This window comes from Bacillus sp. FSL K6-1366 (genome assembly GCF_037976695.1).
Taxonomy (GTDB): domain Bacteria; phylum Bacillota; class Bacilli; order Bacillales; family Bacillaceae; genus Bacillus; species Bacillus subtilis.
This window is the reverse complement of sequence record NZ_CP150268.1, coordinates 787,877-807,294: the sequence shown is the minus strand read 5'-3', so window position 1 is coordinate 807,294 and position 19,418 is coordinate 787,877. Positions and strand designations below refer to the sequence as shown.

Sequence of the window (19,418 nt, the reverse complement as noted above, 5' to 3'; positions counted from 1 at the left end):
TCAAAAGTGGCTGAACAACCAATACGCTATGAATTTATAAAAGAATGCAAACAAACAGGAGCGCGGCTGGGCAAAGTGCATACGCCTCACGGCTCCTTCGAAACGCCGGTTTTTATGCCGGTCGGCACACTGGCGACAGTCAAAACAATGTCGCCTGAAGAGCTGAAAGCAATGGATGCAGGCATCATTTTGAGCAACACTTATCATCTATGGCTTCGTCCGGGCCAAGACATTGTCAAAGAAGCGGGCGGGCTCCATAAATTTATGAACTGGGACCGCGCAATTTTAACAGATTCAGGCGGTTTTCAGGTCTTTTCTTTAAGCAAGTTTCGTAATATAGAGGAAGAGGGTGTCCATTTCCGCAATCATCTAAATGGAGACAAGCTGTTTTTATCTCCGGAAAAAGCGATGGAGATCCAAAACGCACTCGGCTCTGATATTATGATGGCGTTTGACGAATGCCCGCCATACCCGGCGGAGTACGACTACATGAAGAGGTCAGTTGAACGGACAAGCCGCTGGGCGGAACGCTGCCTGAATGCCCACAATCGTCAGGATGAACAAGGGCTGTTTGGTATTGTACAAGGCGGAGAATATGAAGATCTGCGGACACAAAGTGCGAAGGACTTGATTTCGCTTGATTTTCCGGGATATGCTATAGGCGGATTGTCTGTAGGTGAACCGAAGGATGTCATGAACCGTGTACTCGAATTCACAACACCGCTCTTGCCGAAGGATAAACCGAGATATCTGATGGGAGTAGGTTCTCCGGACGCACTGATCGACGGAGCGATCCGCGGGGTCGATATGTTTGACTGTGTGCTGCCTACACGGATTGCAAGAAACGGCACAGTGTTTACTGCTGAAGGACGACTCAATATGAAAAATGCGAAATTTGAAAGAGACTTCCGTCCGATTGATGAAGAGTGTGATTGCTATACATGTAAAAACTACACTCGCGCGTACATTAGGCACTTGATTCGCTGCAATGAAACATTCGGCCTTCGATTAACAACTTACCATAACCTTCATTTTCTGTTACACTTAATGGAGCAGGTAAGACAGGCTATTCGCGAGGATCGTCTGGGTGATTTCAGAGAAGAGTTCTTTGAGCGTTACGGCTATAACAAGCCAAATGCGAAAAGCTTCTAAATAAACATAACAGGCTTACAGAAAGGGGTGAAAATGATGACTGGCACTTTAGGTACATTGGTTCCTATTATTTTAATGTTTGCGGTCCTTTACTTCTTGCTGATTCGTCCTCAGCAAAAGCAGCAAAAGGCTGTACGCCAAATGCAAGAGGAACTGAAAAAAGGCGATTCAGTAGTGACAATCGGGGGATTGCACGGTACTGTTGACTCTATCGACGAAAGCAAAGTCGTAATTAAGACTGGTGATAACACACGTCTTACGTTCGACCGCCGCGCGATCAGAGAAGTTTCTGCTGCTGAATAACAGCAGGAGCTATACATAGCAAACAAAAAAGAGCGGGCAAGTGAGCCCGCTCTTTTTTATGTGGAAGACCTGTTTCCCCTCATGTTCACGCCGAAAATTCCGCCCAGCATGCACACCCCTAAAAATCCCAGATGGAAGATCAGCTGTTCTGCTGTAAATGTCTTTCCGAATCCTAAATACTGAAACAATAAGATAATCAGAGAAAAACTTATGGCAGTCAATGCTCCAATCATCCAGCCTCTTTCCTTGCCTTTCCCGCCTGAAATGAACCCGCCGATAAATAAAGAGAGAAATGAGATAGCTGTGATCAGCCAGTTAAATGATGATTCTTCCAGCGAGGTTGCGGTCAATAAAAGTGAAACCGCCAAACTTGTCAGGAGCATGGCTGAAAATATGGCGATTAAGCCGTAAAGAATGCCTTTTCCAACTTGTTTCGTCTCCTCCATGATTGTCTCCTTTCTGCCTGTATTAAAAGGCTTCTGTTCTTTTTGCACAAAGCCGTCAGACATGCTGATGGCTCGTCTTTGTAAAAATGTATTCCCTTATCCCATGAATTAGACGTAAAAGCTTTGTGAAATGCAATCGGTTTTTCTTACATAAATTGATCATTTTGTTGCAACCTATAATGAGTTGGAGGTGCATGATGGAAGAGCTTCTCATTATTGCGTTTCGCACAGTCGTATTGTATTTTGTGATATTGATCATTTTTCGTCTCATGGGCAAACGGGAGATCGGAGAGCTTAGTATTTTAGATCTCGTTGTCTTTATCATGATGGCTGAAATTGCCGTTTTAGCCATAGAAAACGTAGACGATCATCTATTTCATACCATTTTGCCAATGCTTGTATTAATGATCATTCAAGTGACTTTGGCATACTTTTCTTTAAAAAACCGAAAAGTCCGCCAGCTTCTTGACGGTAAGCCGACCATAATTATCAAATATGGAAAAATTGACGAAGACGCCATGAAATCACAGCGTTATAATTTTGATGATTTAATGGTTCAGCTCAGAGAAAATAGCATCGACAGAGTAGCTGACGTATCATTTGCTATTTTAGAGCCGTCGGGCAAACTGACTATTGTTAAGAAAGAAAACAGCGGAGAGCATCGGCAGCTCGAAATGCCGCTCATTATAGACGGCTTCATTCAAACAGAAAACCTGTCCAGAATCAGTAAAGATAGAAAATGGCTGCTTGAAAGTTTGCAAAAACACGGATACACAAATCCTTCAGATATTTCATTTTGCTCGTTTACAGACGGAGAATTATTTATTGACGAAAAAGATGGGCACCGCACGTGACTATTATCGGATGATCAGACGTCCGATAATGGGAATGCGGCGAAGCTCATCTTTTTTAATTAAACGGAAAACGAGCAGGAGGATCATATAAATGGCGGCGCTCACCGCAATCCATCCGGCTAGATTGACAGCCTCAGATGCTCCAAAGCTTATATAATGTTTGATGGCGGAGCTGATGAATCCGCAAATTACAATAACAGCGAAGCTGAGCGCGTACTCCTTGATTTTGATGCTGATCGGCAGCACTTTGCTTACGGTTGCTGCGTGCAATAGCGTGACGAGCACCATGCCTGTCACAATGGCTAATGCCGCGCCCATAATGCCAAGAGAAGGCCTTGTGGCAAGGACAAAAATAAGGCCTGTTTTGACTAGCGCTCCGATTAAGCTGTTCATCATCGCAGCTCCTGCCAAATTAAGCGCCTGCAGAACAGCTTGAAGCGGGCCTTGAAAATAATAAAGCAGAAAAAACGGGGCCATCACTTTTATAAATACAGCTGCGCCTGAAGAACCATACATCACTCTCATCAGCTCATCCGCAAATACAAATAAAATAACAACTGAAATGCCTCCGCTGAGCAGACAGAGACGCATCGCCTGTTCCAAGCGGTATTCCACCACCTGCAATTTTTTCTGCTCCATTCCTTCACTGATCGCAGGAACAAGCGCGGTCGACAAAGAATATGTAATAAAGCTGGGCAGAGTCAGCAGCGTCATGGCAAAGCCGGTCAGTTCCCCGTATTGCTTTGTTGCGGCAACTGTTGCCACACCGGCGATGGCAAGGCTTTGAGCGACGACGATTGGCTCGAAAAACCAAGAGAGGTTTCCGATAAAGCGGCTCCCGGTTGTTGGAAGGGACACGCTCATTAATTGGGTAAAGGTTTGTTTTCCGTTTTTAATTGACTGGAAAAAATGCTTTCTGATTTTAATTGTCTTTTTATACTTAAAGCAAACGAATAAATAAAGAAGTGATGCCAGCTCCCCTGCCACCGAGGATAGCATTGCCCCCGCTGCTGCATATTCAATTCCGTAAGGGAGAAAAATCGTCGTGCAGACAGCCACGAGTGAAATGCGGACAACCTGTTCAAGGACTTGTGACATAGCAAGCGGGTTCATATTCTGTTTTCCTTGAAAGTATCCCCTCAGCACACTCGATATAGCAATAATCGGCACAACCGGCGTAATGGCCAAGAGCGGATACAGTGTTCGCTTATCTGTCAGCATCGTTTCAGCCATAACCGGGGCGAAAAACAGAAACAGCGGTGTAAAGATGAGGCTGAGCACTCCCGTAATGGTCAGAGACATGACTAAAATATTTTTCGTTTTTTGATGATCTCCCCGCGCACTGGCTTCAGCGACTAGCTTGCTGATCGCGACCGGCAGACCGAATTGAGTTAATGTAGTGGCCAAGAAGAAGGTAGGCGCTGCCATCATGTAAAGCCCGACTCCTTCTTCACCGATAAAACGGGCGATAACCACCCGGTTGACAAACCCGAGCATTCTTGTAACCATTCCTGCTGCGATAAGGATAAGAGTGCCCTTTAAAAACGTCTGTTTCGCCATTTTTACCCCCTGCCTTCTCAAACTACCTGGAATCATATACAATAAAGATATGCGTATATGTCGTCCAAGCATGACAAGTCTTCTTGAAAAACAATAAAAAAGGAGCGTGGAATTCGTGGAGAAGCATCCAGCCGATCTATATAAAGACCACGTCAGGCCGTTTCTTTACAGCAAACTGGAAGAGTTTAAGATTCTCGGGTATGATGATGTTGAACTCGAAAGTTTGTGGTCATACTTAACAGATAAGAAGTGGAAAAAGAAAACGGGACTGAGCATTTATGAACTGGCGAGTGATATTTTATCAGTGAAAATTGGCGAATTTATGAACTATGCAACCGTTGAGTCATTTAAAACGTCTAATTGGCTGGGCAGTGAAGAGGGCCAGGAAGCATTGGAAGAACTGCTGAGATAGCAGGTTGATTCGCACAGGTTTAAGGGAGGATATACATAATGAAAAAAGGACGCTTGATTGCGTTTTTCCTTTTCGTTCTATTGATCGGCACGGGCTTGGGCTACTTTACGAAGCCTGCCGCTAACAATATTACGTTAGGGTTGGATTTGCAAGGCGGATTTGAGGTGCTGTATGATGTACAGCCTGTAAAAAAAGGTGACAAAATCACAAAAGACGTTCTGGTCAGCACAGTAGAGGCATTGAACCGCCGGGCCAATGTTCTCGGTGTCAGCGAACCGAACATCCAAATTGAAGGGAATAACCGGATTCGCGTTCAGCTCGCTGGTGTGACAAACCAAAACAGAGCGCGTGAAATTTTGGCGACTGAAGCGCAGCTTTCTTTCAGAGATGCAAATGATAAGGAACTGTTAAACGGTGCTGATCTAGTCGAAAACGGCGCTAAACAAACTTATGATAGCACAACAAATGAGCCAATTGTCACGATTAAGCTGAAAGACGCTGATAAATTTGGTGAAGTGACCAAGAAGGTCATGAAAATGGCGCCAAACAACCAGCTTGTCATTTGGCTGGATTATGATAAAGGTGATTCCTTTAAGAAAGAAGTTCAAAAAGAGCATCCTAAATTTGTATCCGCTCCAAATGTAAGTCAGGAACTAAATACAACTGATGTAAAAATTGAAGGTCATTTCACAGCTCAAGAAGCGAAAGATTTAGCCAGCATTTTAAACGCAGGCGCACTTCCTGTGAAACTGACTGAAAAGTATTCGACATCAGTAGGCGCGCAATTCGGCCAGCAGGCTCTCCATGATACGGTGTTTGCCGGTATTGTCGGTATCGCAATTATTTTCTTATTTATGCTTTTCTATTACCGTCTGCCGGGATTAATCGCGGTGATTACGCTGTCTGTTTATATCTACATTACACTCCAGATCTTTGACTGGATGAATGCCGTACTCACGCTTCCGGGAATTGCCGCTCTCATTTTAGGTGTCGGGATGGCTGTTGACGCCAACATTATTACCTATGAGCGGATTAAAGAAGAGCTCAAGCTAGGAAAGTCAGTCCGCTCTGCCTTCCGTTCAGGAAACAGACGGTCATTTGCGACGATTTTTGATGCGAATATTACAACCATTATTGCAGCGGTTGTGCTCTTTATCTTTGGGACAAGCTCTGTTAAAGGGTTTGCGACAATGCTGATCCTATCGATTTTGACAAGCTTTATCACTGCCGTTTTCTTATCGAGATTTCTCCTCGCTCTCCTTGTGGAAAGCAGATGGCTTGATCGGAAAAAAGGCTGGTTTGGTGTCAATAAGAAACATATCATGGATATTCAGGATACGGATGAAAATACAGAGCCGCATACGCCATTCCAAAAATGGGATTTCACGAGCAAACGCAAATACTTCTTTATTTTCTCCAGTGCGGTCACGGTTGCCGGGATTATTATCCTGCTTGTGTTCAGGCTGAATCTTGGCATTGACTTTGCAAGCGGTGCACGGATTGAAGTGCAAAGCGACCATAAGCTGACGACAGAGCAAGTTGAGAAGGACTTTGAATCTCTGGGTATGGACCCTGATACTGTAGTTCTGTCAGGCGAAAAGAGCAATATCGGTGTTGCCCGCTTTGTCGGGGTGCCAGATAAAGAAACCATAGCAAAAGTAAAAACGTATTTTAAAGACAAATACGGGTCTGATCCAAATGTCAGCACAGTTTCACCGACAGTGGGTAAGGAGCTGGCAAGAAATGCGCTGTACGCAGTTGCTATAGCTTCTATTGGCATCATTATTTACGTTTCAATCCGATTCGAATACAAAATGGCGATTGCTGCCATCGCCTCATTGCTATATGACGCATTCTTTATCGTCACGTTCTTCAGTATTACAAGGCTTGAGGTAGATGTTACGTTCATCGCGGCCATCTTGACGATAATCGGGTATTCCATTAACGATACAATCGTTACATTTGACAGGGTCCGCGAGCATATGAAAAAGCGTAAGCCGAAAACCTTTGCCGATCTGAACCATATTGTAAACCTGAGCCTGCAGCAAACCTTTACACGTTCAATTAACACTGTATTAACTGTTGTGATTGTTGTTGTGACATTGCTGATCTTTGGAGCATCTTCTATTACTAACTTCTCAATTGCTTTATTGGTCGGGCTGTTAACAGGCGTTTATTCTTCTCTATACATTGCCGCACAAATTTGGCTTGCATGGAAAGGAAGAGAACTGAAAAAAGATTCGGCGCAATAAAAAATATCAGGCTGTCCTCTGCAGGGCAGCCTGTTTTTTGAAGTTGCATTGAACTTAAAATAGACATTTGCTATAATGACATACGCTTACATTTAAACATATATATGGTGTTAAAAGTGTTTATGACTGGTTTTCAGATATGTAGGAGGGTTTATATATGAGGGTTCGCGAATCAGAGCTGCCGGGCATAGGACAAAAAGTTGAAATGATTACTAGAAACCGTGATAAAATTTCAATTATCATTCATCATGACGGACGGAGAGAGCTTTACTATTTTGACCAAAACGACCATGAGGAATGTGTTGCCTCCGTGCAGTTTGATGACGCTGAAGCAAGGCAAATGTCTGCAATTCTTGGCGGAATGGCATATAAACCGAAAGCATTAGAACAGGTCGAGTCAGCCCTTGATGATTTGATTATAGAGTGGTGTAAAGCAGAGGCTGGAGCGCCTGCCATTCATCAGACGATTGGTGATTTGAATGTGGGTCAGGAATATCATGTGACGGTCATTGCAATTGTTAAAAAGAATCAGGATAAACAACTGAATCCGAGCTCTGAAACAGTCATTGACGAAGGCGATACACTTGTGATTTCCGGTGAGGGAACCGGACTGAAGAGGCTGATCCAGGAAAAATTAACAGCAAAGGGATCTTAACCCAGTGTTAAGCCATGTTTAAAACCAGTCTTGATGGGGAAAGTTACCTCAATAAGAAGTTTGGGGGAAAAGAGAATGAATAAACAATGGACCATTATTTTCGCACTTATTTTCACCTTAATTGTCGCTATTTTCGCAGTCATTAATGTTCGATCCGTAGAAGTTGATTACCTGTTTGGAAGATCAGAATGGCCGCTCATTCTTGTTATTTTGGGCTCAGTTTTAATGGGAGCGCTGATCGTATTTTCTGTCGGCATTTTTCAGGTAATGAAATTGAAGCGGGAAATAAAAACCTTGCGGAAAGAAAATAGAACAGCAATACATAAACAAGAGGATACTCATCTTGCTGATCAGACTGACACACAGGATGCATCAGCCATGATTGAGAAAAAAGACTAGTTTTCGAATATTATTTGAAACCCCTCAGCCTGCTCTAGTATAATAGGGTGGTTGAGGGGTGAATTTATGTTAGCGTCAAAAATGCGATGGGAAATCCAGCGACCAGATCAGGATAAGGTCAAATCACTCACAGAACAATTGCATATAACACCTCTTGTTGCGTCCCTGCTTGTAAAAAGAGGCTTTGATACGGCAGAAAGCGCTAGGCTGTTTTTACATACAAAGGATGCCGATTTTTATGATCCTTTTGAAATGAAAGGCATGAAAGAAGCGGCAGATCGAATAAAACAGGCGATTTCACAACAAGAAAAGATTATGATATATGGCGATTATGACGCCGATGGGGTTACAAGTACGTCAGTAATGCTTCACACGCTGCAAAAACTGTCGGCTCAAGTTGATTTTTATATACCTGACCGTTTTAAAGAAGGATATGGACCTAATGAACAGGCGTTTCGTTCGATTAAAGAACGGGGCTTCTCTTTGATCATTACGGTTGATACAGGAATTGCCGCTGTGCATGAAGCGAAGGTGGCAAAGGAACTCGGACTGGATGTCATCATTACCGATCATCATGAACCGGGACCGGAGCTTCCGGATGTCCATGCGATCGTCCACCCGAAGCAGCCTGGCTGCACTTACCCGTTTAAAGAGCTTGCCGGGGTTGGAGTCGCGTTTAAGCTTGCCCACGCTTTATTGGGTGAACTTCCTGATGAACTGCTTGACCTGGCGGCTATCGGCACCATTGCCGATCTAGTCCCGCTGCATGACGAAAACAGATTAATTGCAACACTAGGACTTGAAAGGCTTCGACGGACAAATCGGCTCGGCTTAAAAGAGCTGATTAAGCTGTCAGGCGGAGACATCGGAGAAGCGAACGAAGAAACTGTCGGATTTCAGCTCGCACCAAGGCTGAATGCCGTCGGAAGAATCGAACAGGCAGATCCCGCTGTTCATTTGCTTATGTCAGAGGATTCGTTTGAAGCGGAAGAGCTTGCCGCAGAAATTGACCAGCTGAACAAAGAGCGCCAAAAAATGGTCAGCAAAATGACGGATGAAGCGATTGAAATGGTTGAACAGCAAGGGCTCGATCAAACTGCAATTGTCGTGGCCAAAGCCGGATGGAACCCGGGAGTCGTCGGGATTGTGGCTTCAAAGCTTGTGGACCGTTTCTACCGACCGGCCATTGTTCTTGGCATTGATGAAGAAAAGGGAATCGCTAAAGGTTCGGCCCGAAGCATCAGAGGATTTAATTTATTTGAGAGCCTTTCTGAATGCAGAGATATTCTTCCTCATTTCGGCGGCCATCCAATGGCTGCGGGGATGACGCTGAAAGCCGAAGATGTGCCGGATTTGCGAAGCAGGCTGAATGAAATAGCGGACAATACGCTTACGGAAGAGGATTTTATTCCCGTACAGGAAGTCGACCTTGTCTGCGGCGTCGAAGACATTACAGTTGAAAGCATCGCAGAAATGAACATGCTGTCTCCTTTTGGCATGCTGAACCCGAAACCGCACGTTCTCGTAGAAAACGCAGTACTGGAAGATGTCCGCAAGATAGGGGCAAATAAAACTCATGTCAAAATGACGATCAGAAACGAGTCGTCCCAGCTTGATTGCGTCGGTTTTAATAAAGGCGAGCTTGAAGAAGGCATCGTACCGGGTTCAAGAATTTCTATTGTCGGTGAGATGTCAATCAACGAATGGAACAATCGAAAAAAGCCGCAGCTTATGATAAAGGATGCCGCTGTTTCTGAATGGCAGCTGTTTGATTTAAGGGGAAAACGGACGTGGGAAGACACAGTTTCCGTCCTTCCATCTGCTAAACGGGCCATTGTCTCTTTCAAAGAAGACTCAACAACATTACTTCAAACTGAAGACCTTCGCCGAGAAGTGCACGTCATCAGTTCTAAAGATCAAGCAAAGGCGTTTGACCTCGATGGTGCATATATTGTATTACTGGATCCGCCGCCTTCGCTGGACATGCTCGCACGTTTGCTGGAAGGCAAGGCGCCCGAGCGGATATATTTTATTTTTCTCAATCATGAGGACCACTTTTTATCAACTTTTCCCGCAAGAGACCACTTTAAATGGTATTATGCGTTCTTGCTGAAAAGAGGCGCTTTTGACGTGAAAAAACACGGTTCAGAGCTTGCAAAACATAAAGGCTGGTCCGTTGAAACAATCAATTTCATGACAAAGGTGTTTTTTGATCTCGGTTTTGTTAAAATAGAGAATGGTGTGCTGTCTGTTGTGAGCGGAGCAAAGAAACGCGACTTAACAGACTCACAAACATATCAGGCGAAACAGCAGCTGATGGAACTGGATCAAAAGCTGAATTATTCTTCTGCTGAAGAGCTGAAGGAATGGCTGAATAAGCTGATGAAACAAGATTCAGAGGCTTATGAAAGTACGAGGAGGACATAAAACAGATGGATTTAAAACAATACGTAACAATTGTACCGGATTACCCGAAAGAGGGCGTGCAATTTAAAGATATTACGACACTGATGGATAAAGGCGATGTATACCGCTATGCCACAGATCAAATTGTTGAATATGCGAAAGAAAAGCAAATTGATTTGGTCGTTGGCCCTGAAGCGCGCGGCTTTATTATCGGCTGTCCCGTTGCTTACGCGCTTGGCGTAGGTTTTGCGCCGGTCCGCAAAGAAGGCAAGTTGCCTCGTGAAGTAATCAAAGTGGATTATGGCTTGGAATATGGAAAAGACGTATTAACGATCCACAAAGATGCGATTAAGCCTGGTCAGCGTGTGCTTATTACAGATGACCTGCTTGCGACAGGCGGCACAATTGAAGCGACAATCCAACTTGTTGAAGAACTTGGCGGCGTTGTTGCTGGTATCGCTTTCTTAATCGAGCTTTCTTACCTTGACGGCAGAAATAAGCTCGAAGATTACGACATCTTAACATTGATGAAATACTAAGGATAACCGCATAACGAAAAAGCACTCCATGTCAGGGTGCTTTTTTCCTATTGTTTTGCATTTATTTTATATAATATTTGGCTATTTGAACTTCTGCTCTTTACATCTTTCGTTTTTTTCTTGATAATAAACTACAATACAGTTTACATTTTAAAAAAGGTGATTCCATGGCGAACGAACAAGTATTGACTGCCGAGCAAGTTATAGATAAAGCGCGCAGCTATCTATCTGATGAGCATATCGCATTTGTCGAAAAAGCATATCTGTACGCTGAAGATGCTCATCGCGAGCAATACCGCAAATCGGGCGAGCCATATATTATTCATCCGATTCAGGTTGCGGGGATACTCGTTGATCTTGAAATGGACCCTTCCACAATCGCGGGCGGATTTTTGCACGATGTCGTGGAAGATACAGATGTGACGCTCGATGACCTGAAAGAAGCATTTTCCGAAGAAGTGGCAATGCTTGTAGACGGCGTAACGAAACTCGGCAAAATTAAATATAAATCTCAAGAGGAACAGCAGGCGGAAAATCATCGCAAAATGTTTGTCGCTATGGCTCAAGATATCAGGGTCATATTGATCAAGCTGGCGGATCGTCTTCACAATATGCGGACACTGAAACATCTGCCTCAGGAAAAACAGCGGAGAATCTCCAATGAAACGCTGGAAATTTTTGCTCCTTTGGCGCATCGTCTCGGGATTTCAAAAATTAAGTGGGAATTGGAAGATACGGCGCTCCGTTATTTGAACCCTCAGCAATATTACAGAATTGTCAACCTCATGAAGAAGAAACGTGCAGAACGTGAGCTTTATGTCGATGAGGTTGTCAATGAAGTGAAGAAACGTGTCGAAGAAGTAAATATCAAGGCTGACTTCTCGGGACGTCCGAAACATATTTACAGCATTTATCGAAAAATGGTGCTGCAAAACAAGCAATTCAATGAAATTTACGATTTGCTGGCTGTCCGTATTCTTGTGAATAGCATAAAAGACTGCTACGCGGTGCTTGGCATCATTCACACATGCTGGAAACCGATGCCCGGCAGATTCAAAGATTATATCGCAATGCCGAAGCCGAATATGTATCAATCGCTTCATACAACGGTTATTGGGCCTAAAGGCGATCCGCTTGAAGTGCAGATCCGCACCTTTGAAATGCATGAAATAGCGGAATACGGGGTTGCGGCTCACTGGGCTTATAAAGAAGGGAAAGCAGCCAATGAAGGTGCAACCTTTGAGAAAAAGCTTTCTTGGTTCCGTGAAATTTTAGAATTTCAAAATGAATCGACAGATGCAGAAGAATTTATGGAATCGCTCAAAATTGATTTGTTCTCTGATATGGTGTATGTCTTTACGCCAAAAGGAGATGTAATCGAGCTTCCGTCCGGTTCTGTTCCGATTGACTTTTCTTACCGGATTCACTCTGAAATCGGCAATAAAACAATCGGTGCCAAAGTAAACGGAAAAATGGTTACGCTTGACCATAAGCTTCGGACAGGTGATATCGTTGAAATTCTCACCTCTAAGCATTCCTACGGCCCGAGCCAGGATTGGGTGAAGCTTGCCCAAACATCCCAAGCGAAGCATAAAATCCGTCAATTCTTTAAGAAACAGCGGCGTGAAGAAAATGTCGAAAAAGGCCGTGAGCTGGTCGAAAAAGAAATTAAAAACCTGGATTTTGAATTGAAGGATGTTTTAACGCCGGAGAATATTCAAAAGGTTGCTGACAAATTTAATTTCTCAAATGAAGAGGATATGTACGCGGCGGTCGGTTACAACGGCATTACGGCTCTGCAGGTGGCGAACCGCCTAACAGAAAAAGAGAGAAAGCAGCGCGATCAGGAAGAACAGGAAAAGATCGTTCAGGAAGTCACTGGGGAACCTAAGCCATACCCGCAAGGAAGAAAACGGGAAGCTGGCGTTCGTGTCAAGGGCATCGACAACCTCCTTGTCCGTTTATCAAAATGCTGCAATCCTGTGCCAGGTGATGATATTGTCGGCTTTATCACAAAAGGCAGAGGGGTTTCGGTCCATCGCGAAGACTGTCCGAATGTCAAAACGAATGAAGCCCAAGAGCGGCTGATCCCGGTAGAGTGGGAGCATGAGTCACAAGTTCAAAAGCGCAAGGAATACAATGTTGAGATAGAGATTCTTGGGTATGACCGCCGCGGATTGCTGAACGAGGTGCTCCAGGCAGTGAATGAAACGAAAACAAATATTTCATCTGTCTCTGGCAAATCGGATCGCAATAAAGTGGCAACCATCCATATGGCGATTTTTATCCAGAATATCAATCACTTGCACAAAGTCGTCGAGCGTATTAAACAGATTAGAGATATCTACTCTGTGCGCCGCGTCATGAACTAAAGGGGTTAGAAAATGAGATTAGTTGTTCAGCGAGTAACAGAAGCAAGCGTTACAGTGGACGAAGAGGTTGTCGGCCAAATTGGACAAGGCCTTATGGTGCTGGTCGGCATCACTCACGATGATACAGAAGATGATGCAGCTTATTTAGCCGATAAAGTTGTCAATCTCCGTATTTTCGATGACAGTGAAGGGAAAATGAATCTGTCTCTTGTAGATATAGGAGGAGAGATTTTATCCGTCTCACAGTTTACGCTTTATGGAGATACGAAAAAAGGGCGCCGGCCGAACTACATGAACGCGGCCAAACCTGATAAAGCTTTAGGTCTTTATGAAAAATGGAATGACCTGCTTCGTGAAAAAGGAATCAAAGTGGAGACCGGAACGTTTGGAGCAATGATGGATGTTCAGCTTACAAACTCCGGACCGGTCACGCTCATTATGGATTCAAAATAAAAAAAGCTGCCAAAAGGCAGCTTTTTTTATTGGAAGTATTTCTCTAATCCGCTTTCGATCCCATCTGTTACTTTTTCTTGGTATGAATTGCTATGTACAATGGCTTCTTCCTGCGGATGGCTTACATATCCCAGCTCGTACAGCATAGCGGGCTGTCTGTTTTCCCGGAGCACATAATAATCTCCGAATAATACGCCGCGGTCTGGAATGGAAGAACGCTTCACCACTTCTGAGTGGACATCTGATGCGAGTTCCTGATCTTTGGCAGGACTGTAGTAATATGCTGTACTGCCTCTTGTAGAGGTATCCGCATAGCTGTCATAATGAATGCTGATAAAGGCGTCAGCGTTACGGTAGTGAGAGGTAGAGACCCGTGACTGCAGGCTGACAAAGGTATCATCCTGGCGTGTCACATATACATCCGCTCCAGCCGATCTAAGTTTGCTGGCGAGCAGTTTTGCCGTTTTGATCGTCAGGTTTTTCTCGAATTTCCCCGAATACCCGATCGTTCCGCTGTCTTTTCCTCCATGTCCCGGGTCAACAATAATCGTTTTATTGTTTAGAGAGCCGTTTCCAGACGGGGAATCAGAGACTGGCGGTTCACCTGCTTCTTCTGCGCTTTTAGACGTTTGGACCACCCAATTGGCTACATAAGCAGTCTGCCCGTTATCAAGCTTTATTTCATACCAGCTTCCCTTTGAACCGGTAATGGTGTATGAATCTCCTTTGGCAGCGCGCTCAACGATCGAAGCTGATGTTGACGCATCACTTCTTAGATTCGTTCCTCCGTACATGATATAGGCTTTTTTAGCGGAGGATGAACTGCCGGCATTTGCTGAATCATCAGCTGGAACAGAACTAGTCAAAAGGTAATGGCTTGCAACCCAGCCTTTTAGCCCGTTCACCTCAATGTGAGCCCAGCCATTTTTCTCGTTGAGAACCGTCAGTTTCGTTCCGCGATCAAGTTTTGTTATAATTGCCGCGTCATGTGAGGCGGAGGCTCTTACATTTAGCGAAGAAACACCGACTGTGCCCGTCGTTGACGCACCGGAATCCTCGGTTTGGTCACTCTCATCAGACGCTGAACTGCTGCCTCCTGATGTGACATATTCAGATGATACCCACCCGGTGGCACTGTGATAGGATATCTTGATCCAGCCCGAATCTTTATCAATGACAGATGCTTGGCTGCCTTGCGGGAATTTGCCGATGACTTCGTAGGAAGTGCCCGGGCCGCTTCTCATCCGCAGATCGGGGTCTGTTGATGTCACAGTGTCACTGCTTCCTGAGGAGCTTGTGCTGGCCTGGTCTTCCTTTGTAATAAGCCAGGAGACTACCCAGCCCTTTTCTCCGGAACCAAGCTGTATCTGCACCCAGTCTCCATCTTCCTTTAAAATTGGATAGCGTTCTCCCTTTTTTACTTCCGCTGTAATGCCGTAGCTAAGCCCAGGGCCGCTTCTGACGTTCATTTCATCTGTTGCGATGACCGCTTCTCCTTGAGCAGCTGTAACGGATGAAAAGGTCGGGAATAGCGCTGCGGTGAAAATAATACATACAATAAGGACAAAGTATTTCTTGTTCATTGTGTCCTCCTTTCTGATGATCATTAAAAAAGCATTCTTGTTTAATATCGTAAAGTCCTTTCTGATTTTTAAATAAAAATAAAATGATTTGTTTATACTAAGCGTAAATACAATCAAAAAGGTGTGCAAATCATGAAATATCATCCAAAAATGGGACGTGCATTTCACGACGGTGAAGCGAATCTGCATTACAGCGATCACGCAGATCCCGATACGACTGGTTATCTTACGGAAACAGCATCTGAATTTGGTCTTATGTCCAAAGAAGCAGCGCTGAGGAAAAACAACCGGAATAAAGCTTGACAGAGAACCCCAATCCCATTATTATAATAGAAATTGAGTACATAGCAAATGATGAAAGATTCGAACCAATAATGGAGAAGAGTAGGTCAGATTGCATGATTAGAGAGGAACCCGCCCTAGGCTGAAAGCGGATCCCATTGCGTCTTTCTCGAAACAACACTCCGGAGGTTTCCTGCTGAACGCGTGAATAACGCCATTAGGCAGTGAACGTGAACCTGCGTTAAAGGATCGAGCGGGAATATGAACGTATTCCAACTAGGGTGGCACCACGGGTATAACTCTCGTCCCTACTATCATGTATAGTAGGGGCGGGAGTTTTTTTCATTTTCATCATTAACGATCATTGGATATTTTATAAGGAATACATAAGGAGGTCTACCTATGGGATATAACATTCCGAGAGGAACACAGGATATTCTGCCTGGAGAATCAGATCGCTGGCAGTATGTTGAACAAATTATGAGAGACATTTGCCGCACTTATCAATATAAAGAAATCCGCACACCGATTTTTGAGCATACAGAACTGTTTGCCAGAGGCGTCGGAGAATCAACGGATATCGTACAAAAAGAAATGTATACCTTCGAGGACCGCAAAGGCAGAAGCCTGACGCTTCGTCCGGAGGGAACAGCTGCTGCGGTTCGCGCCTTTAATGAAAACAAGCTGTTCGCAAATCCTGTACAGCCGACAAAGCTTTATTATGTCGGGCCGATGTTCCGTTATGAACGTCCTCAGACGGGCCGTTACCGCCAGTTTTATCAGTTTGGAATTGAAGCGATTGGTTCGAAAGACCCTGCAATCGACGCTGAAGTAATGGCGCTTGCGATGAGTATTTATGAAAAAGCAGGTTTAGAAAACGTTAAGCTTGTCATAAACAGTCTCGGCGATCAAGATAGCCGCAAAAGCTACAGAGAAGCGCTCGTGAAACACTTCGAGCCTCGCATCGAAGAATTTTGTTCAGACTGCCAGTCCCGACTGCACACGAACCCGCTTAGAATCTTGGACTGCAAAAAAGACCGAGATCATGAGCTGATGAAATCAGCGCCTTCAATTTTGACGTATTTAAACGATGAATCGGCCGCTTATTTTGACAAAGTGAAACAATACTTAAATGATCTTGGCATTTCGTATGAAATCGATCCGAACCTTGTGAGAGGGCTGGATTATTACAACCACACCGCATTTGAAATTATGAGCAATGCGGAGGGCTTTGGCGCGATTACGACACTTGCCGGCGGCGGACGCTACGACGGGCTTGTCGAACAGATCGGCGGACCTGAAGCACCGGGCATCGGATTTGCGATGAGCATCGAACGCTTGCTTGCCGCAATTGATGCTGAAAAAAGAGAGCTGCCTGTTGATAAGGGAATCGACTGCTATATCGTCACACTCGGCGAAAAAGCAAAGGATTATTCTGTTTCATTGGTGTACAAACTGAGAGAAGCAGGCATTTCCAGTGAAATCGATTATGAAAATAAGAAAATGAAAGGCCAGTTTAAAACAGCTGATCGCTTAAATGCCAGATTTATTGGGATTTTGGGTGAAGATGAGCTTGCCCAAAACAAAATCAATGTAAAGGATGCACAGACTGGCGAACAGATTGAAGTGGCACTTGATGAATTTATACATGTGATGAAGGCAAACCAAAAGGGATAAGGAGTGAAACGCATTGTTTGGAAGAACATATTATTGCGGTGATATAACTGAAAAAGCAATTGGCGAATCTGTAACGCTGAAAGGCTGGGTCCAAAAAAGACGAGACCTCGGCGGATTGATTTTTATTGACTTGCGTGACCGTACGGGAATTGTTCAAGTCGTTTTTAACCCTGATGTGTCAAAAGAAGCGCTTGCTGTTGCGGAAGGCATCAGAAATGAATACGTGCTTGATATTCAAGGAAAAGTGGTGGCGCGTGAAGAGGGAACAGTTAATCCGAATTTGAAAACAGGCGCGATCGAAATACATGCTGATGGAGTGAACGTATTAAATGCTGCAAAGACACCCCCATTTGCGATTTCTGATCAAGCTGAAGAAGTGTCAGAGGACGTTCGTTTAAAACACCGTTACTTAGATTTGCGCAGACCGGCTATGTTCCAGACGATGCAGCTGCGCCATAACGTGACGAAAGCTGTTCGCAGCTTTTTAGATGAAAATGGGTTTCTTGATATTGAAACGCCGATTTTAACAGGAAGCACGCCTGAAGGCGCACGTGACTACTTGGTGCCGAGCCGTGTGCACGAAGGTGAGTTCTACGCGCTGCCGCAGTCCCCGCAGCTATTTAAACAGCTTCTGATGGTATCAGGCATTGAACGATATTATCAAATTGCCCGCTGTTTCCGCGATGAAGACTTGCGTGCGGACCGCCAGCCTGAGTTTACGCAAATTGATATTGAAATGTCCTTTATGAGCCAGGAAGACATTATGTCATTGGCTGAGGAGATGATGGCAAAGGTTATGCGTGAAACAAAAGGTGAGGAACTTAAGCTTCCTCTTCCTCGAATGACGTATGACGAAGCAATGAACAAGTACGGGTCTGATAAACCGGATACGCGTTTTGACATGCTTTTGACGGATGTGTCTGACATTGTAAAGGATACGGAATTTAAAGTGTTCTCATCAGCTGTAGCAAACGGCGGCGTGGTCAAAGCCATCAATGTAAAAGGCGGTGCCGGCGATTACTCCAGAAAAGACATCGACGCTCTTGGCGCTTTTGCTGCAAACTACGGGGCAAAAGGGCTTGCCTGGGTGAAGGTTGAGGCAGACGGAGTGAAAGGCCCGATCGCTAAATTCTTTGATGAAGAAAAGCAGTCTAAGCTGATTGAAGCACTTGATGCTGCTGAAGGTGATTTGCTGCTGTTCGGAGCGGATCAATTCGAAGTTGTGGCCGCATCACTCGGCGCCCTGCGCTTAAAGCTTGGGAAAGAGCGCGGGCTGATTGACGAAAAATTGTTCAATTTCTTATGGGTCATCGACTGGCCGCTATTAGAGCATGATCCGGAAGAAGGCCGTTTTTACGCAGCGCACCATCCGTTCACAATGCCTGTCCGCGAAGACCTTGAGCTGATTGAAACAGCGCCTGAAGACATGAAAGCACAAGCTTATGACCTCGTCTTAAACGGCTATGAGCTTGGCGGCGGTTCAATCCGTATTTTCGAAAAGGATATTCAGGAAAAAATGTTTGCGCTTCTCGGCTTCTCACCAGAAGAAGCGGCTGAACAGTTCGGATTCCTGCTGGAAGCATTTGAATACGGCGCTCCTCCGCACGGCGGAATCGCACTTGGCTTAGACCGTCTCGTTATGCTTCTCGCTGGACGTACGAACCTGAGAGATACGATTGCATTCCCGAAAACGGCAAGTGCAAGCTGCCTGATGACAGAAGCGCCAGGCGAAGTAAGCGACGCCCAGCTTGACGAGCTTCATCTTTCTATCAAGAAAAAAGTTAAGAACTGAATGTGCAGTTCGATTCTTGAAAATCAAAATCGTCTGTGATATGATTTTGACAAGTTAAATAAAGTCCTGATGTGTTAGTTGTACACCTAGTTTTGACCGAACATTTTTTTGATTTGGGAGCCCGCATTTTTAAATGGCGTACATGCCTCTTTTCATTCGGTAAAGAGGACTTACAAGATTTAAAAGAGGGCACCCACCTGCTGAGAGCGGGTTCAAAACAAAGGAAAGCTGCAACGGCACTATTGGGACTTTATTTTTTGTGCGCAGAAAAAACGGCTGCT

The 19,418-nt window shown here is 44.6% G+C and carries 17 protein-coding genes, 1 other RNA gene and 1 other annotated feature; of the genes, 15 read left to right on the top strand and 3 right to left on the bottom strand.

What is annotated here, in order from left to right; all coding sequences use genetic code 11:
• Positions 1-6: 6 nt before the first annotated feature.
• Both tgt and yajC read left to right on the top strand, forming a co-directional pair.
• Positions 7-1,152, top strand: a complete 1,146-nt coding sequence (gene tgt / locus MHI44_RS04415) for a tRNA guanosine(34) transglycosylase Tgt (RefSeq protein ID WP_003229725.1) — start codon at positions 7-9, stop codon at positions 1,150-1,152.
• Positions 1,153-1,188: 36 nt separating this feature from the next.
• Positions 1,189-1,455, top strand: a complete 267-nt coding sequence (gene yajC / locus MHI44_RS04410; protein WP_004398708.1) for a preprotein translocase subunit YajC — start codon at positions 1,189-1,191, stop codon at positions 1,453-1,455.
• A 56-nt stretch (positions 1,456-1,511) separates the two neighbouring features.
• Here yajC and MHI44_RS04405 read toward each other — a convergent pair whose 3' ends face one another.
• A complete protein-coding gene (locus MHI44_RS04405; protein ID WP_014477528.1) occupies positions 1,512-1,901 on the bottom strand; it encodes a TIGR04086 family membrane protein in 390 nt (129 codons plus the stop codon).
• A gap of 197 nt (positions 1,902-2,098) precedes the next feature.
• On the opposite strand from MHI44_RS04405, the gene MHI44_RS04400 reads away from it, so the two are divergent.
• Positions 2,099-2,755 (top strand): DUF421 domain-containing protein, encoded by a 657-nt coding sequence (locus MHI44_RS04400; protein WP_339203520.1) that lies wholly within the window; start codon positions 2,099-2,101, stop codon positions 2,753-2,755.
• Positions 2,756-2,758: 3 nt separating this feature from the next.
• On the opposite strand, the gene spoVB is transcribed toward MHI44_RS04400, so the two are convergent.
• Complete coding sequence (gene spoVB, locus MHI44_RS04395; RefSeq protein ID WP_014480435.1) at positions 2,759-4,315, bottom strand: stage V sporulation protein B; 1,557 nt, start codon at positions 4,313-4,315, stop codon at positions 2,759-2,761.
• 115 nt (positions 4,316-4,430) lie between these two features.
• Here spoVB and comN point away from each other — a divergent pair, with 115 nt between their 5' ends.
• From comN to dtd, 8 genes are all read left to right on the top strand, one after another.
• A complete protein-coding gene (gene comN / locus MHI44_RS04390) occupies positions 4,431-4,727 on the top strand; it encodes a post-transcriptional regulator ComN (protein WP_033882954.1) in 297 nt (98 codons plus the stop codon).
• A gap of 38 nt (positions 4,728-4,765) precedes the next feature.
• The gene (secDF, locus tag MHI44_RS04385; RefSeq protein WP_003245970.1) at positions 4,766-6,979 is read left to right on the top strand and encodes a protein translocase subunit SecDF; all 2,214 of its coding nucleotides are present in this window, start codon (positions 4,766-4,768) and stop codon (positions 6,977-6,979) included.
• Positions 6,980-7,136: 157 nt separating this feature from the next.
• Positions 7,137-7,634: a cation:proton antiporter regulatory subunit gene (locus MHI44_RS04380; RefSeq protein WP_339202966.1), complete on the top strand. Its 498-nt coding sequence runs from the start codon at positions 7,137-7,139 to the stop codon at positions 7,632-7,634.
• A gap of 75 nt (positions 7,635-7,709) precedes the next feature.
• Positions 7,710-8,033, top strand: coding sequence for a lipopolysaccharide assembly LapA domain-containing protein (locus tag MHI44_RS04375; RefSeq protein WP_003229740.1), 324 nt, complete (start codon positions 7,710-7,712; stop codon positions 8,031-8,033).
• Positions 8,034-8,099: 66 nt separating this feature from the next.
• Positions 8,100-10,460 carry a single-stranded-DNA-specific exonuclease RecJ gene (recJ, locus tag MHI44_RS04370; protein WP_116316480.1) on the top strand — a complete coding sequence of 787 codons (2,361 nt, stop codon included), beginning with the start codon at positions 8,100-8,102 and terminating at the stop codon, positions 10,458-10,460.
• Between the two features lie 5 nt (positions 10,461-10,465).
• A complete protein-coding gene (locus MHI44_RS04365) occupies positions 10,466-10,978 on the top strand; it encodes an adenine phosphoribosyltransferase (protein ID WP_033882959.1) in 513 nt (170 codons plus the stop codon).
• Between the two features lie 167 nt (positions 10,979-11,145).
• On the top strand, positions 11,146-13,350 hold the full coding sequence (gene relA / locus MHI44_RS04360) for a GTP diphosphokinase (protein WP_003229747.1): 2,205 nt from the start codon (positions 11,146-11,148) through the stop codon (positions 13,348-13,350).
• 12 nt (positions 13,351-13,362) lie between these two features.
• Positions 13,363-13,803, top strand: a complete 441-nt coding sequence (gene dtd / locus MHI44_RS04355) for a D-aminoacyl-tRNA deacylase (RefSeq protein WP_004398689.1) — start codon at positions 13,363-13,365, stop codon at positions 13,801-13,803.
• Between the two features lie 26 nt (positions 13,804-13,829).
• Here the strand turns inward: dtd and MHI44_RS04350 are convergent, their stop codons facing one another.
• The gene (locus MHI44_RS04350) at positions 13,830-15,386 is read right to left on the bottom strand and encodes an SH3 domain-containing protein (RefSeq protein ID WP_029727135.1); all 1,557 of its coding nucleotides are present in this window, start codon (positions 15,384-15,386) and stop codon (positions 13,830-13,832) included.
• Positions 15,387-15,518: 132 nt separating this feature from the next.
• Here MHI44_RS04350 and MHI44_RS04345 point away from each other — a divergent pair, with 132 nt between their 5' ends.
• The 4 genes from MHI44_RS04345 to ssrS all read left to right on the top strand — a co-directional run bounded on the left by MHI44_RS04345 (position 15,519) and on the right by ssrS (position 19,390).
• Entirely contained in the window at positions 15,519-15,689 is a 171-nt protein-coding gene (locus MHI44_RS04345) for a YrzK family protein (RefSeq protein WP_004399157.1), read from the top strand.
• Between the two features lie 59 nt (positions 15,690-15,748).
• Positions 15,749-15,981 (top strand) — a binding site (T-box leader).
• An 89-nt stretch (positions 15,982-16,070) separates the two neighbouring features.
• The gene (hisS, locus tag MHI44_RS04340) at positions 16,071-17,345 is read left to right on the top strand and encodes a histidine--tRNA ligase (protein WP_339202962.1); all 1,275 of its coding nucleotides are present in this window, start codon (positions 16,071-16,073) and stop codon (positions 17,343-17,345) included.
• 13 nt (positions 17,346-17,358) lie between these two features.
• A complete protein-coding gene (gene aspS / locus MHI44_RS04335; RefSeq protein ID WP_015251570.1) occupies positions 17,359-19,137 on the top strand; it encodes an aspartate--tRNA ligase in 1,779 nt (592 codons plus the stop codon).
• A 60-nt stretch (positions 19,138-19,197) separates the two neighbouring features.
• Positions 19,198-19,390: non-coding RNA, 6S RNA (gene ssrS, locus MHI44_RS04330), on the top strand.
• Positions 19,391-19,418: the final 28 nt, after the last annotated feature.